At 46.6% G+C, this 14,612-nt stretch carries 17 protein-coding genes and 1 riboswitch; all 17 genes read left to right on the top strand.

Going from position 1 to position 14,612, the window contains the following annotated elements; all coding sequences use genetic code 11:
* Positions 1-219 precede the first annotated feature (219 nt).
* Positions 220-978 carry a stage II sporulation protein R gene (spoIIR, locus tag AC58U0_RS24945; RefSeq protein ID WP_497381613.1) on the top strand — a complete coding sequence of 253 codons (759 nt, stop codon included), beginning with the start codon at positions 220-222 and terminating at the stop codon, positions 976-978.
* A 70-nt stretch (positions 979-1,048) separates the two neighbouring features.
* Positions 1,049-2,122 (top strand): L-threonylcarbamoyladenylate synthase, encoded by a 1,074-nt coding sequence (locus AC58U0_RS24940; protein ID WP_497381612.1) that lies wholly within the window; start codon positions 1,049-1,051, stop codon positions 2,120-2,122.
* A 64-nt stretch (positions 2,123-2,186) separates the two neighbouring features.
* Complete coding sequence (locus AC58U0_RS24935) at positions 2,187-2,747, top strand: manganese efflux pump MntP (RefSeq protein WP_029195673.1); 561 nt, start codon at positions 2,187-2,189, stop codon at positions 2,745-2,747.
* 58 nt (positions 2,748-2,805) lie between these two features.
* A complete protein-coding gene (locus AC58U0_RS24930) occupies positions 2,806-3,399 on the top strand; it encodes a low molecular weight protein arginine phosphatase (RefSeq protein WP_497381611.1) in 594 nt (197 codons plus the stop codon).
* Positions 3,400-3,475: 76 nt separating this feature from the next.
* Positions 3,476-3,556: riboswitch (ZMP/ZTP riboswitch) on the top strand.
* 103 nt (positions 3,557-3,659) lie between these two features.
* On the top strand, positions 3,660-4,118 hold the full coding sequence (gene rpiB / locus AC58U0_RS24925; protein ID WP_497381610.1) for a ribose 5-phosphate isomerase B: 459 nt from the start codon (positions 3,660-3,662) through the stop codon (positions 4,116-4,118).
* 40 nt (positions 4,119-4,158) lie between these two features.
* Positions 4,159-4,764: a TIGR01440 family protein gene (locus tag AC58U0_RS24920; protein WP_497381609.1), complete on the top strand. Its 606-nt coding sequence runs from the start codon at positions 4,159-4,161 to the stop codon at positions 4,762-4,764.
* A gap of 66 nt (positions 4,765-4,830) precedes the next feature.
* Positions 4,831-6,081 carry a serine hydroxymethyltransferase gene (gene glyA / locus AC58U0_RS24915; protein ID WP_171642839.1) on the top strand — a complete coding sequence of 417 codons (1,251 nt, stop codon included), beginning with the start codon at positions 4,831-4,833 and terminating at the stop codon, positions 6,079-6,081.
* A 137-nt stretch (positions 6,082-6,218) separates the two neighbouring features.
* Positions 6,219-8,042, top strand: coding sequence for an ABC transporter substrate-binding protein (locus AC58U0_RS24910; RefSeq protein WP_497381608.1), 1,824 nt, complete (start codon positions 6,219-6,221; stop codon positions 8,040-8,042).
* 194 nt (positions 8,043-8,236) lie between these two features.
* Complete coding sequence (upp, locus tag AC58U0_RS24905) at positions 8,237-8,866, top strand: uracil phosphoribosyltransferase (protein WP_029195667.1); 630 nt, start codon at positions 8,237-8,239, stop codon at positions 8,864-8,866.
* 95 nt (positions 8,867-8,961) lie between these two features.
* On the top strand, positions 8,962-10,098 hold the full coding sequence (gene wecB / locus AC58U0_RS24900; RefSeq protein WP_307551065.1) for a non-hydrolyzing UDP-N-acetylglucosamine 2-epimerase: 1,137 nt from the start codon (positions 8,962-8,964) through the stop codon (positions 10,096-10,098).
* Between the two features lie 223 nt (positions 10,099-10,321).
* Positions 10,322-10,543 carry an AtpZ/AtpI family protein gene (locus tag AC58U0_RS24895; protein ID WP_057303729.1) on the top strand — a complete coding sequence of 74 codons (222 nt, stop codon included), beginning with the start codon at positions 10,322-10,324 and terminating at the stop codon, positions 10,541-10,543.
* A complete protein-coding gene (locus AC58U0_RS24890; RefSeq protein WP_057303730.1) occupies positions 10,543-10,923 on the top strand; it encodes an ATP synthase subunit I in 381 nt (126 codons plus the stop codon). Before AC58U0_RS24895 ends, AC58U0_RS24890 begins: the two co-directional genes overlap by 1 nt.
* A gap of 33 nt (positions 10,924-10,956) precedes the next feature.
* A complete protein-coding gene (gene atpB, locus AC58U0_RS24885) occupies positions 10,957-11,655 on the top strand; it encodes a F0F1 ATP synthase subunit A (RefSeq protein WP_497381607.1) in 699 nt (232 codons plus the stop codon).
* Positions 11,656-11,733: 78 nt separating this feature from the next.
* Positions 11,734-11,958: a F0F1 ATP synthase subunit C gene (gene atpE / locus AC58U0_RS24880; protein ID WP_028556930.1), complete on the top strand. Its 225-nt coding sequence runs from the start codon at positions 11,734-11,736 to the stop codon at positions 11,956-11,958.
* Positions 11,959-12,036: 78 nt separating this feature from the next.
* Positions 12,037-12,522 carry a F0F1 ATP synthase subunit B gene (gene atpF, locus AC58U0_RS24875; RefSeq protein WP_057303731.1) on the top strand — a complete coding sequence of 162 codons (486 nt, stop codon included), beginning with the start codon at positions 12,037-12,039 and terminating at the stop codon, positions 12,520-12,522.
* Positions 12,519-13,052: a F0F1 ATP synthase subunit delta gene (locus AC58U0_RS24870; RefSeq protein ID WP_057303732.1), complete on the top strand. Its 534-nt coding sequence runs from the start codon at positions 12,519-12,521 to the stop codon at positions 13,050-13,052. The genes atpF and AC58U0_RS24870 overlap by 4 nt, the downstream gene beginning before the upstream one ends.
* A gap of 32 nt (positions 13,053-13,084) precedes the next feature.
* Entirely contained in the window at positions 13,085-14,599 is a 1,515-nt protein-coding gene (gene atpA / locus AC58U0_RS24865; RefSeq protein WP_057303733.1) for a F0F1 ATP synthase subunit alpha, read from the top strand.
* Positions 14,600-14,612: the final 13 nt, after the last annotated feature.

Raw genomic sequence — 14,612 nt, 5'->3', positions numbered from 1 at the left:
GGGAGTTCGTACCGTGGGAAAGAACGCGATATTTTTTATGGCACCGAGGAATTGGTGTCTTCCAACCAAAATGCCACCTCTTTCCGCCACCCAACTTCCATTGAACTCCCCAATTCCAACTCTATCAATTTTCACAAATTTAAATAGATTACTAGGTTTAGCTCCTCCTCTTATTGCCCATACTGGCTAGTAGAAGCGAAGGGAAAGGGGCTTTTCCTCATGGTTAAGAGATCTAATCGTCAATCTTATAAATCTTTATTATTAGTAGCTTTTGCACTTATTGTTATGATAACTTGTTGGGAATCGAATCGTACAAATGCGGCGGTTATTTCGCCTACGATACCGGAAGAATCAATTCGTTTACGTATTCTAGCAAATTCGGATTCGCCGCAGGATCAAGCGTTGAAACGCGAGATTCGTGATGCTATTATTGCTCGTATGCAGGAGTGGGTCGTTGGACCACAAACGCTGGATGACGCAAGGGCCGTAGTAAAAGCCCATTTGTCCGAGTTTGATATCCTTGTTGGACAAATGATTGAAGCACGTGGCTACAGCTATTCACATACAGTTGAGCTTGGTAAAGTCCCTTTTCCAACGAAAATGTACGGAAATGAAGTGTACCCAGCGGGAGAGTATGAAGCGCTGCGTGTGACGATTGGTACGGGGGAAGGTCAGAACTGGTGGTGTGTGTTGTTTCCGCCATTATGTTTCGTGGATTCCTTATCCGGAGAAGCAGTAGCATCCGCTGCTGTAGTAGCGAAAACGGAGGGTGATGGGAAGGTGCAATCCACTCCTACACCTGCAACGAAAGTCAGTAAAGCTGCTTCAACAGTAAAATCCGACAAGTCTAATCCTGCCGTTAAAGACAGTAAAGCTACACAAGTTGAAGAAAAAACGGAATCCGTTGATGCTAAGCAGCCACAAGTTAAGTTTTTTATCTGGGAAATGGTGAAGAAGATTGTATCGTGGTTCAGCTAAGAAAATTCACCCCATACCATTTAGGGTGTGTGTTTGAGGATCAGAATTTTATTTGAAGTTAGGATGATAGATGATCGTGACAAAATACTGGAAAGTGGATCAGGGGAATGGGACCGAGATAGGTGGGAATTTGGCTGAAGCTGCCCTGCTTCTCCAAAGTGGTGAAACAGTAGCCTTTCCTACAGAGACTGTATATGGTCTTGGGGCAGATGCTACGAATACAGCAGCGGTTGAAGGGATTTTCACAGCAAAAGGTCGGCCTTCGGATAACCCTCTCATTGTCCATATTGCCGATGTCGAACAGCTTTCAAGTTTAATTCTTTCTGATCGTGTAACGGCAGATCATCGCCAGCTTATGGAGGTTTTCTGGCCGGGTCCTCTTACCATTGTGCTGCCTGTGAAAACAGGTGGCATTTCGCCGTTAGTTACCGCTGGTCTTAAGACTGTGGGTGTGCGAATTCCGGATCATCCCGTGGCTTTGCAGCTTCTTCGTGAAGCGGGACTTCCCATAGCCGCGCCGAGTGCCAATAGCTCAGGCAGACCTAGTCCAACACTCGCCTCTCATGTCAGAGATGATTTGGATGGTCGGATTGGCGGGATCGTGGATGGTGGTGCAACGGGGGTTGGTGTCGAATCGACTGTGATCGAGCTTGTAGATGGTGAGTTGTACATTTTGCGTCCCGGTGGTGTTACGGCAGATCAGCTGCAATCGGCACTGCCTACTATTCGGATTCATGAGCCAGAGCGGGAAGAGGTACAAGATTCCGAAACACCGCGTGCTCCTGGGATGAAGTACACGCATTACGCACCACAAGGATTTATGCATATCGTTCAAGGAGAAGATACAGAAGCTGTTGCTGAATGGATTCAAAACGATATTGATGCTGCCAAGGTACGTGGTGAGTCAACGGGTATTCTTACTTTTGAGGAGAGAGCCTCTCGTTACCATGCTGATTTGGTTATTGCCTGCGGATCGTTATCGCAACTGGAAACAATCGCTCAGGATCTTTATGCTGCGTTAAGGCAATTTGATCAAGAAGGTATTCAATATATTGCTGCAGAGGGTTGTCCAGAAACGGGGATTGGCCTCGCGATTATGAATCGACTTCGTAAAGCAGCCGGTCATCGGCTTGTACGTGTTTAGCTAGCATGATTCCCTGTTTGTCCGCATATCTTGAGAGAGAAACGTGGACAAGGGGGATAGCGCTATGCTCGCATCTGGGGTGGAGTTTGGGCAGCTGGTAACAATTATTATTATGGCGATTGCTTTGGGCCTGGATGCTTTTTCCTTAGGGATTGGCATAGGGATGAAGGGTATTCGTTTGATTGATATTATGAAAATTAGCTTCGTGATTGGAATATTTCACGTTCTCATGCCTTTGATGGGGATGTTTATGGGGCAATATGTTTCATTGCTGCTTGGGAATGTCGCTACAGCGGCTGGGGGATGTTTGCTCATTCTTTTGGGATCGCATATGGTGTATAGTTCGATTCGTGGAGAAGAAGCAACTTCTTTTGATCATAGGTCAGCTTGGGGCCTGACAATCTTCTCACTTAGTGTCAGTATTGATTCATTCTCTGTGGGTGTATCCCTAGGTATGTTTGCTACAGATATTGTGTTGACGGTGCTGATATTTGGTCTGTTTGGAGGTTTATTATCCATCGCTGGCTTGTTGGTTGGCAGGCGGGTAAGCGGCTGGGTTGGCGAGTATGGCGAGGCGTTTGGCGGGCTAATTTTGCTCACGTTTGGGATCAAGTTTTTACTATGATACAATAGGGGTATAGGAAGTTTTGGTCTTAGCTTATGCTTACGATTAGGAGGGAATCATGTTGCGAATTCTATTTGTCTGTACAGGAAATACGTGCCGCAGTCCATTAGCAGAAGGTTTGCTGCGTATCAGGGTGCACCAAGAAGGGCTTGCGGCGGAGGTTCGTTCAGCAGGGGTATCCGCGGTAACGGGCGGTCCAATTTCCCGAAATAGTGCATCGCTTTTACTGGAAGCGGGATTCAAGGAGCCCATTAGTTCTTTGGCGATCCAAGAGTCTGAAGTGAATTGGGCTGATCTCATTTTGACGATGACGATGGGGCATAAGCGTACGGTTATCCAGCGGTTTCCGGATGCGATTGAGAAGACTTTTACGCTCAAAGAGTACGTAGAGGATGACACTCATATTTTACAGGCGATTGAGGAGAGGGAGCAGCTCGTTACGGAGCTTCAGCTCAAACAGGCTCTTTCGCAAGCAGTTTCTGCAGAAGAAAGAAGCCGTATTTTTAAACTTGAACATGCGATTCCTGACTTTGATATTTCTGACCCGTTCGGAGGTTCCATAGAGATTTACAGACAGACGGCTGAGGAAATCAGCGGGAGTTTAGATAAATTGGTTCAGAAAATACGTGCACGAAATGAAGGCTCCAAATAACCCAGGTTCTAGATATACGAATTGCGGATACATCTTTACACATGGGGTAGAATGCGATAAAATAGAGATATCAATCAAGACTCAATGTAACTGGCGACGAGTGGGAGTAACCACAATGGAGCATTGAGCTATACGGCCGGTCGCCTGGGCAAAAGAGCAACGCGCGTTTTCTAGCGTGTCCGCTCTTTTTTTCGTTTTCTGGTGAGCTTTGGGATATAATAGGATGGTCGAATTCGAACAAGCAAAGGAGCGTTCTATTCATGAAAATTGCCTTAGGTGCGGATCATGCAGGCTATCGTTTGAAAGATGTTATCATTCCTTTTATTGAGTCATTAGGTCACCAAGTCGTCGATTTTGGCTGCAGTTGTGCAGATTCGGTCGATTATCCCGACTATGCGCTTAAAGTTTGTGAGCAAGTGGTATCAGGCGAAGCTGACAAAGGTATTTTGATTTGCGGAACGGGTATCGGGATGTCGATTGCCGCGAATAAAGTTCCGGGCATCCGTTGTGCACTCGTACATGATCTATTCTCAGCGAAGGCGACGCGTGAGCACAATGATACCAACGTACTAGCCTTAGGGGAACGTGTTATTGGACCGGGTGTAGCTGAGGAAATCGTGAAAATCTGGCTCGAAACCGAGTTTTCTCAAGGTGTTCGTCACCAGAATCGCATTAACAAAGTGCAAAGTATAGAAGACCGTTTCACACTGCACCCATAGCATATTTCCTAACGGAAAATTCCAGAAACGAGGGATCATGATGACAGATTCCATTCTTTCTACTATTGCCGAGGCTTTGGAAACAAATCTTCGGGAATTGGTCAAAGTCGGCAATCTCAGATCAGGTCAAATTCTGATTATCGGAACGAGTACGAGTGAAATTCTCGGGCACAGGATCGGTACATCAGGTACGCTGGATGCGGCCAAGCCGATTTTTGATACGGCGCAGCGCATAAGCCGCGAGTTCGGGCTGCACTTAGCCTTTCAATGCTGCGAGCATTTGAACCGTGCAATCGTTATTGAGGAAGAGCTGTTATCGCATGCGCCTCAGCTTGAGCCAGTCTCTGTCATTCCGGTGCCAAGGGCCGGAGGTTCAATGGCCTCCTATGCGTATCGCCATTTCGCGAAGCCGGTCGTTGTTGAGACGATTCAGGCACATGCGGGAATCGATATTGGCAGCACACTCATCGGTATGCATCTTCGCCCAGTTGCTGTGCCAGCAAGGCCGCCAGTGCGTAACATTGGCCATGCCTATGTAACGATGGCTTTTACTCGACCTAAGCTGATTGGCGGTACAAGAGCTGTATACCTACCTGATGAAGCTGAACAACTCTATCAAACAGCCGCGCCCGATGCGGATTGTTAAACTTTTTAACATATCAAATTGAATTAAGACTTATCAGATAAGACTACCCTGTAGGAGGAATTTAATATGACAAACTTTTTGAGCAAACAAGATCCTAAAATTGTAGCAGCGATGAACCTTGAGCTTGCCCGTCAACGTGACAAAATTGAGCTTATTGCATCCGAAAACATCGTTAGCCAAGCTGTTCTTGAAGCTATGGGTACAGTGCTAACGAACAAATATGCTGAAGGCTACCCAGGCAAAAGATACTATGGCGGCTGCGAGCACGTAGACATCGTAGAAGATATCGCTCGCGATCGTGCAAAAGAGCTTTTCGGTGCTGAGCACGCGAACGTTCAACCGCATTCCGGCGCACAAGCCAACATGGCTGTTTACTTGGCAGCTCTAAACCCTGGTGATACGGTACTGGGTATGAACCTGGCACATGGTGGCCACTTAACACACGGCAGCCCAGTGAATGCATCCGGTATTCTCTACAACTTCGTAGCTTATGGCGTAAGCGAAAAAGATTTCCGCATTGATTACGACGATGTTCGTAAAGCTGCATTCAAACACAAGCCTCGCATGCTCGTAGCTGGCGCAAGTGCTTACCCGCGCACGATTGATTTCGAAGCATTGGCTTCCATTGCAAATGATGTAGGCGCACTGTTCTTCGTCGATATGGCGCATATCGCGGGTCTTGTTGCTGCTGGTTTGCATCCGAACCCAGTGCCGCACGCACATTTCGTAACGACAACAACGCACAAAACGCTTCGCGGTCCTCGCGGCGGTATGATTCTTACGCGCAAGGCTTGGGCAGCGGCGATCGATAAAGCCGTTTTCCCTGGTACCCAAGGTGGTCCTTTGATGCACACTATCGCAGCTAAAGCTGTTTCCTTCGGTGAAGCTCTGCAACCCGATTTCAAAACATACGGACAAAACGTGATCAACAATGCACAAGCATTGGCGACTGCTTTAACAGCTGAAGGGATTAACCTTGTTTCCGGCGGTACGGATAACCACTTGATGCTGATCGATTTGCGCAACTTGAACATTTCGGGTAAAGACGCTGAACACGTTCTAGACGAAATTGGTATTACAGCAAACAAAAATGCGATTCCTTTTGACCCAACAAGTCCGTTCATCACTAGCGGTATCCGTCTTGGTACACCTGCTGTAACATCCCGCGGTATGAATGAAGAAGCGATGAAAACAATCGCGAAAGTGATTGGACTTACCTTGAAAAACCCGAAAGATGAAGCTGTTTTGGAAAAAGCACGCGGTTTGGTGAAAGACCTGACAGCGCAATATCCGCTATACCCAGGTTTAACTTACTAATTCTGATTTAAAAATATGTTCAGGCCGGCTCTCTGAGTCGGCTTTTTTTCATCCTTTTATCCGTCCAGGGACTGTTGACGAAAGTATGGGGGCAGACCTATACTTCTTGGTAATTCGTGTAAAAGGAGGTTGCATCCATGCAGCTTGTTTTACAGTACGTGCAGTTGAAAACAGCAATGATGCGAGTTCACAATTTTCAACAAACCGATATGGATGTGCCCGTGTCCGTTGAAGAAATAGCCGGTTACCTGTATTGTACGGAACGTAATGTGAAGATATTGATTCGCAAGATGGTTGAGATGGCATGGATATCCTGGACACCGGGTCGCGGGCGCGGCAATCGTTCTACGATCCGTTTTCTGGCATCCGTCGAAGATCTTTTGTTGGCTGAAGCGAAAATGCATGTTGAACAGGGGAATTTGAACAGTGCGATGAGTTTGTTTCAAATAGAGGGATTGGATTCAGGAGTCATGGATCGATTCTTAGCGTGGTTAGGAAGTTACTTTGGGTATAGAGGGACCATTGAGTCAGGCGATACTGAAACCCTTCGATTGCCGATGCAGATGAGAGTTCTGACCCTAGACCCTGTGGATGTGCTCTTCTCAGGCGATCTCCATTTAGTAAAGCAGGCTTTCGATACGCTGATCTATTTTGATCCTGCATGCGGCAGTTTAGAGCCAGGTTTGGCGCATGACTGGGAATGCAATGAAGATGCAACAATCTGGACTTTTTATTTGCGTAAGCGAGTGCGATTCCATCATGGTAGAGAGATGACTTCGGCAGATGCGGTCTTTTCGCTTAATCGGGTGCGTACGCTCGGCACGGAAGACTCTCCAAACCGGTGGCTGCTGGAATCCGTCAGAGATATCCGCGCAGTGGATCGGCTGACCGTTAGAGTCGAGTTGAAAGCGCCGAATTATATGCTCCCTCATTACGTAAGTTCCTATCAGGCCGCGATCGTACCGGCTGATGTGTACAGCGCTCATAAAGTAAGCGATCCAGGCATGCTGCCCGTCGGGACGGGTCCGTTCCGGATTACGAGGTATGATGAGGGGGGCGTCACATTCGAAGCGTTCGAGGATTATTACGGGGAGTCCGCCCACCTGGATCGTATCGAACTGCTTTGCGTTCCGGAAATGGTAAGTGAGCGAAGGTGGCAGCAGCTGAACTTCCAAATGGGCAAGCTAAGCCATTCTAAACAGCCGGCACCCGCGCATTGGTGTAAAAAAGAAATCATGATGCTGGGTTCTAGCATGCTGGTCTTTAATTTACGAAAGGATGGGCCTCAGCAGGATATCCATTTTCGCCAAGCGCTTCAGCTAGTACTTAATCGTAGCGGCATGATTAAGGAACTTGGGCTATATAATGCGATACCTGCCGCGGATTTCTTGCCGACCGATTCACCAATCGAACTGCCGGAAGATAACCAGCCTGAACGAGCTAGAGAATTACTGAGTCAATGCGGATATGAAGGCCAGCCGATAACGATGATTTTCACTCCAAAAAACCGTGCCCTAGCTGAATGGGTTCATGCTCGATGCCTCGACATCGGAATTCAGGTAGCTTTACAGGAATATTCTTTTGAGGAAATGTCCAAGGTGGATAGGATGCAATGTGCAGATATCATTGTCGGCGGGGTTGTCGCAGATGACGATGAGGCCCGTTGTCTGATTGAGATGTATAAGATAGGCAACTTAGCGCTGCGTGTATACGCAACCGATGAGCAGCGCAGAACGTTCGATGAAACCATTGCGTCAATCGAAGCAGAACCTGACAGTCAGGTACGTTTACAACGAATCCGCTCAATGCAAGGATTATTATCGCAAAACCAATCGGTCTTATTCCTTCTTCATACGACTCAACAATTAGTGTATAGCCCGCACCTTCAAGGTATTTCTTTCAATACGCTCGGTTGGTTCGATTTCAAGAGCATCTGGTTCTGCCCCGAAATCGTAGATTGAGCCCATCTTGTTATACCAAAACCGCTCGGATCAAAAATCCTAGTGGTTTTTTCGTGTAAAATGGATATTCACGGAAGCTTTGGTTTTACAGAGGATAAGTTGGATAACATATGATATAATGGACGAGGTTTGTCGTACCATGACGATATTTTTTGGTGAAATACATATAAAACGCAGCTTTTTAGGAGGAAATTATGGGGAAGTTATTTATTTGTGATCATCCGCTAATTCAACATAAGCTAACTTATATTCGGGATGAGAATACGAAAACGAAGGATTTTCGAGATCTCGTAGACGAGGTTGCTACTTTAATGGCTTATGAGATTACGAGAGATATTCCGCTTGAGCATGTTCAGGTGAAAACGCCTGTGACTACAGCAGATTGTCGAATTATTTCCGGCAGAATGCTGGGACTCATTCCGATCCTGCGTGCAGGTCTGGGTATGGTAGATGGGATTCTTAAGTTGATTCCGGCTGCAAAAGTTGGGCATGTTGGCCTGTACCGTGATCCTGACACGCTTCAGCCTGTCGAGTATTATGTGAAGCTGCCGACAGATGTTCTGGAGCGGGAGTTGATTGTTATTGACCCGATGCTGGCTACGGGCGGATCCGCGAATATGGCGATTGAAGTGCTGAAACGCAGAGGCTGTACGCAAATGAAGCTGATGTGCTTAATTGCAGCGCCAGAAGGGATCAAAGCTGTTCAACAAGAGCATCCTGATGTTGATATTTACGTAGCTGCCGTTGACGACTACCTGAACGATCATGGCTATATCGTACCGGGACTTGGTGATGCGGGAGATCGTCTGTTCGGCACTAAATAATTGGCTTACGAAGTTAGCTTTGCTATGCAAAGCTTTAAGGTTCATGCTTACGAAGTCAGCTTTCTTACAGAAAGCTTTAAGGGGAGAAGAAACCGATGAAACGTTTAAAAGTCATTACGATCTTCGGAACAAGACCCGAAGCGATTAAGATGGCTCCGCTTATTTTGGAGCTGGAAAAGCATCCTGAACATATTGAGTCCCTTGTCTGTGTGACAGCTCAGCATCGACAAATGCTCGACCAAGTGCTGGATATTTTCAAAATTAAACCGGATTTCGACTTGAACGTCATGAAAGACCGTCAAACGCTGAATGAAATTACGATGCGTGTACTGCAAGGCTTGGAGCCTGTCTTTCAAGAAGCTAAGCCTGACCTGATTCTGGTACACGGCGATACGTTGACAACATTCCTTGCAAGCTATGCGGCATTCATGCAGCAAATTCAAGTGGGACATGTCGAGGCAGGTCTTCGTACGTGGAACAAAATGTCTCCTTACCCGGAGGAAATGAACCGTCAATTAACGGGCGTGCTAGCGGATTTACACTTTGCGCCAACGCAGCAATCGGCTGACAATCTGCGCAAAGAAAATAAATCTGAATCCCAGATTTATGTGACGGGGAATACGGTTACGGATGTGTTTAAGTACACGGTACAAGAGAAATTTGAACACCCTGTATTGGAATGGGCAGCGGGCCGTAAGCTGATCTTGATGACGGCGCATCGCCGAGAAGCCCAAGGTGAGCCTCACCGTCAAATCTTCCGTGCTGTGAAACGTATTGCCGATGAGTTTGAAGATATTGCGATCGTTTATCCCGTGCATCCAAGTCCTGCGGTCAAGGAACCTGCACATGAGATCCTGGGCAACCACCCACGGATCAAGCTGGTAGACCCCTTTGACGTATTCGAGTTCCACAACTTCTATCCGCATGCTCATATGATCCTGACAGACTCTGGTGGTCTTCAAGAAGAAGCGCCTTCTTTTGGTGTGCCGGTTCTAGTTCTGCGCGATACGACAGAACGTCCTGAGGGTATCCAAGCAGGTACGCTTGAACTCGTTGGAACGGATGAGGAAGTGGTCTATGAGCGGGCTCGCGCGCTTCTAACAGATCCAGATTTATACAACAAAATGAGTCAAGCTGCCAACCCTTATGGGGATGGAAAATCGTCCGAGCGCATCGTCCAAGCGATACTTTATCACTTCGGCAAGACCTCGGAGCGTCCGGAAGCATTCTAACCGTGACAAAATCATGACAAACGCTACAGCGTACAGTTCGACTGTTTGGTTTGGAAACTCGCAAACCCTAGAGCCGCAAGGCTCTGACGGGTTTTGTAGGAAGTCACAAATGAAGTTCCGTCAATTGACAAACCTTGCACTGCTTCGATACAATGAATGAGGATTCGTAGCACTATGTCTACGAGACGGGTTTTCCCATGCGGAAAGCTCTCAGGAGGATGCGATGAAACGGCAAAATCCCAATGATAATCCGTGGCGGGCAGTAGCGTTAACTAGTGCAATTGGCATTGACCTCGTGGTTTGTTTAGGAGCCGGTTATTTCTTCGGCGACTGGTTGAGTCACACACTAGGGGGACAGTTCTGGTTGTTAGGCGGGTTTCTGCTTGGGCTTGTAACCGGAATCATTAGCATTTACTTCATGATTAAGCATTACGGAGGGCTATGATGGATGACTTTTCAGCCACTCTGAAAACAGTTCAAAATGTGTTTCTTTTCTTTTTATCCTTTTGTTTGGCTGCATGGGCGCTTTTTGTCGATTACCGGGTTTATTTTGCCGGTCTTATGCTTGGATCTGTTGCGAGCATGATCAACGCAAGGTTTTTAGCCTGGAAAATCAACAAGTTGGCAGCAGCTGCGATAGAGCAGAAAGGGCGCAAGGTGACCCTAGGTTTTCTGACAAGAGCAGCAATCGCTGGCTTCGTAGGACTGGTTGCCGTTCGGTATCCCGAGCAAGTCGCATTAACGACGACGATCGTTGGATACTTTTTTGCTCAATTGGCAACACTCGTACTGGGTATTCTTTCTATTAGGAAGTCAAAGAAGTAATTCCATTCGATGAAAGGGGTGAAAATGGAAAACATGGAACATCACGTACCAGAGTTTGAGTGGTTAGGTATTCATTTCGATGCATCTGCACTCATGATGATCGGAATTACCACGATTATCGTGCTTATCCTTGCGATCGCAGGGGCCAGCCGAGCATCCGTAACGAATCCTTCGAAATTGCAAAACTTCATGGAATGGACGATTGAGTTTGTAGAAGGCATTATCGGAAGCACGATTGGATCCAAACACGGTAAAGGTTTTATCGCACTAGGTCTTACACTCATTATGTATATCTTTATCGGCAACATGCTTGGTCTCCCTTTCTCGATTGTGACAGAAGATCACGTGTCATGGTGGAAATCGCCAACAGCTGATATCGCAGTAACAGGAGCACTAACAGTTATCGTTATCGTACTAAGTCACTACTTAGGAATAACGCGTAACACGAAGCATTACTTCGCACATTACTTTGAGTACAAAGGGGCAATGTTGATCCTTCATTTAATTGAAGTCGTATCAAAGCCGCTTACGCTCGCTTTCCGTCTTTACGGTAACATTTACGCAGGTGAAATTATGATATCTGTCATCATCGGAGCAGGTTGGTTTGGAATTGCGCCTCTCTTTGTATGGCAGGGCTTCAGTGTGTTCGTAGGTGCTATTCAAGCCTTCGTATTCACGATGCTAACAATGGTTTACATCTCACAAACGTTGATTCACGAAGAAGAGCATTAAGAGTAAGACTTACCTCGGGAAGTCTCGAGTCACTTATAAAACAACAAAAACCTAAGAGTTTAAGGGAGGATTTTATCAATGGGAGCAATAGCATTAGTAGCAGCAGGTATCGTATTCGGTTTGGGAGCACTAGGTGCAGGTATTGGTAACGGTTTGATCGTAGGTCGCGCTTTGGAAGGTATTTCTCGTCAACCAGAACTTCGTGGTACGCTTCAAACAACAATGTTTATCGGGGTAGGTCTAGTTGAGGCAATGCCGGTCGTTGCATTGGTTCTTGCGTTCATCTTTATGGGAAAAGCTTAAGAAACCGCTTGGCGTTGATGGCCGTAGTCGCCACCACGCCTTCGTTTTGCCCATGTTATCAGAAGGGAGTGACGTTACTTGCATATTGAATGGTCCACATTTTGGATACAACTTATCGCGTTCTTAATTTTATATTTGTTGCTTTCTAAATTTGCGTTCGGTCCTCTGTTCGGCATGATGGAGAAACGCAGACAATTGGTGAAAGACCAAATTCAAACAGCTGAAACTAGCCGCAAGCAGGCTGAGCAACTGTTGGAGGAACAAAAGCAAGCGCTACAACAAACTCGTAAGGAAGCTTACGACATCATTGAGCAAGCGAAGCACACAGGCTCCAAGCAAGCTGATGATATTATTCACGCAGCTAGTGCAGAAGCAAGTCGTCTGAAAGACGAAGCGCTGAAAGATATCGAAAATGAGAAGAACAAAGCGGTTGCCGCTCTTCGCAGCCAAGTAGGCGCGATGTCTGTTCTGATCGCATCCAAAATTATTGAGAAACAAATCGACGAAAAGTCACAAGAAGAACTTGTTGAGCATTACCTCAAAGAGGTAGGAGGCAACGTATGAGTGACATCGTCGTAGCGAAGCGTTATGCCAAAGCTTTATTCGAAGTAGCGAAGGAAAAGAATATTATTTCCCAAGTTGAAGATGAGCTTAAATCTGTAGCTAGTGCGATTAGGGATAATGCAGACTTGCAGAAGTTCCTGAACCATCCGAACATCGGGAATTCCGCTAAAACGGATTTGCTGAAGCAGATTTTCGAAGGCAAAGTTTCCGAACCGGTGTGGAACACGCTGCTTGTCTTGATTGATAAAGGTAGACAGTCGATTCTTTCCGCTTTGGCGAGTGACTATACCAAGGTTGCGAATGAGGCGCTCGGATTAGCGAGTGCTACCGTTTACTCCGCATACGTACTTTCGGATGCGCAGCAAGCTGAGATTGCTTCACATTTCAGTAAAGTAACAGGTAAAACGATCCGTGTTTCGTCTGTGGTTGAGCCTAAACTGCTCGGCGGCATTCAAGTGCGTATCGGTGATCGTTTATATGATGGAAGCTTGGCAGGCAAACTTGATCGTTTGGCCAAAGCGTTAGTTTAATATAAGCACTGTAAGAATAGGGGTGAAGTTCGTTGAGTATCAAACCTGAAGAAATCAGCTCATTGATTAAACAACAGATTGAAAACTATAATTCCGATATCCAAGTAGTTGATGTAGGTACAGTCATTCAAGTAGGTGACGGTATTGCTCGTGCTCACGGCTTGGAAAACGTTATGGCAGGCGAGCTGCTTGAGTTCCCAAGCGGCGTACTAGGCTATGCTTTTAACCTTGAGGAAAGCAACGTAGGTATCGTTATTCTTGGACCTTACAAAGATATTCGTGAAGGTGATCAAGTTAAACGTACAGGACGTATCATGGAAGTTCCAGTTGGTGAAGAGCTTCTAGGTCGTGTAGTTAACTCCTTGGGTCAACCTGTCGATGGCAGAGGTCCAATTAATACTACAGCGTTCCGCCCTGTAGAGAACATGGCTCCAGGCGTAATGGCTCGTAAATCCGTACATGAACCAATGCAAACAGGTATTAAAGCGATTGACGCGATGGTACCAGTTGGCCGTGGCCAACGTGAGTTGATCATTGGTGACCGTCAAACAGGTAAAACGGCGATTGCGATCGACGCAATCATCAACCAAAAAGGCAATGGCGTGAAATGTATCTACGTTGCTATCGGTCAAAAACAATCCACAGTTGTAGGTGTTGTTGAAACCCTTCGTGCTGCTGGCGCGCTTGACTATACAATCGTTGTAACAGCTTCCGCTTCCGAGCCTTCACCGATGCTATGGTTAGCACCATACTCCGGTTGTGCTATGGCTGAGTACTTCATGTACAAAGGCGAGCACGTTCTTATCGTATACGATGACTTGTCCAAACAAGCTGCCGCATACCGTGAGTTGTCCCTCTTGCTTCGTCGTCCACCAGGTCGTGAAGCTTATCCAGGTGACGTATTCTACTTGCACTCCCGTTTGCTGGAGCGTGCTGCGAAATTGAACGATGAGCTTGGCGGTGGTTCCATTACGGCACTTCCATTCATCGAGACACAAGCAGGCGACATCTCCGCTTACATTCCGACGAACGTAATTTCCATCACAGATGGTCAAATCTTCTTGGAATCCGACTTGTTCTACTCCGGTCAGCGCCCAGCGGTTAACGTTGGTAACTCTGTATCCCGTGTAGGGGGCTCCGCTCAAACGAAAGCGATGAAAAAAGTTGCCGGTACACTTCGTGTTGACTTGGCACAATATCGTGAGCTTGCAGCGTTCGCAGCATTTGGATCCGATTTGGATAGAGCTACTAAAGCACGTTTGGATCGTGGGGTTCGTACCCTTGAAATCTTGAAACAAGGCGTTCATCAGCCGATGTCTTTGGAAAAGCAAGTTGCTTCCCTTTACACGGTTGTAAAAGGTCATGTGGATGATATTCCAGTTCAAGATGTAACGCGTTTTGAAGCTCAATTCTTGGCTTTCTTGGAATCTAACCGTCCTGAAGTTCTGCATAGCATTCGTGATACGAAAGATATTACTGCGGATAACGATAAAGCATTGGTTGATGCAATCAATACATTTAAAAAGAGCTTTGCAGTTTCTGAATAAACCATGATGGCAG

This window comes from Paenibacillus sp. J31P190 (genome assembly GCF_059692075.1).
Note: the sequence above shows the minus strand (reverse complement) of the source record. Positions and strands in the feature narration are given on the sequence as shown.

Bases quoted from the DNA above. Each gene is read 5' to 3' on its own strand.
- AC58U0_RS24935 (WP_029195673.1), top strand. From the start codon at position 2,187: ATGCTCGCATCTGGGGTGGAGTTTGGGCAGCTGGTAACAATTATTATT.
- atpE (WP_028556930.1), top strand. From the start codon at position 11,734: ATGGGAGCAATAGCATTAGTAGCAGCAGGTATCGTATTCGGTTTGGGA.
- upp (WP_029195667.1), top strand. From the start codon at position 8,237: ATGGGGAAGTTATTTATTTGTGATCATCCGCTAATTCAACATAAGCTA.
- glyA (WP_171642839.1), top strand. From the start codon at position 4,831: ATGACAAACTTTTTGAGCAAACAAGATCCTAAAATTGTAGCAGCGATG.
- rpiB (WP_497381610.1), top strand. From the start codon at position 3,660: ATGAAAATTGCCTTAGGTGCGGATCATGCAGGCTATCGTTTGAAAGAT.
- AC58U0_RS24940 (WP_497381612.1), top strand. From the start codon at position 1,049: ATGATCGTGACAAAATACTGGAAAGTGGATCAGGGGAATGGGACCGAG.
- AC58U0_RS24890 (WP_057303730.1), top strand. From the start codon at position 10,543: ATGGATGACTTTTCAGCCACTCTGAAAACAGTTCAAAATGTGTTTCTT.
- AC58U0_RS24870 (WP_057303732.1), top strand. From the start codon at position 12,519: ATGAGTGACATCGTCGTAGCGAAGCGTTATGCCAAAGCTTTATTCGAA.
- atpB (WP_497381607.1), top strand. From the start codon at position 10,957: ATGGAACATCACGTACCAGAGTTTGAGTGGTTAGGTATTCATTTCGAT.
- wecB (WP_307551065.1), top strand. From the start codon at position 8,962: ATGAAACGTTTAAAAGTCATTACGATCTTCGGAACAAGACCCGAAGCG.
- AC58U0_RS24920 (WP_497381609.1), top strand. From the start codon at position 4,159: ATGACAGATTCCATTCTTTCTACTATTGCCGAGGCTTTGGAAACAAAT.
- AC58U0_RS24895 (WP_057303729.1), top strand. From the start codon at position 10,322: ATGAAACGGCAAAATCCCAATGATAATCCGTGGCGGGCAGTAGCGTTA.
- spoIIR (WP_497381613.1), top strand. From the start codon at position 220: ATGGTTAAGAGATCTAATCGTCAATCTTATAAATCTTTATTATTAGTA.
- AC58U0_RS24930 (WP_497381611.1), top strand. From the start codon at position 2,806: ATGTTGCGAATTCTATTTGTCTGTACAGGAAATACGTGCCGCAGTCCA.
- AC58U0_RS24910 (WP_497381608.1), top strand. From the start codon at position 6,219: ATGCAGCTTGTTTTACAGTACGTGCAGTTGAAAACAGCAATGATGCGA.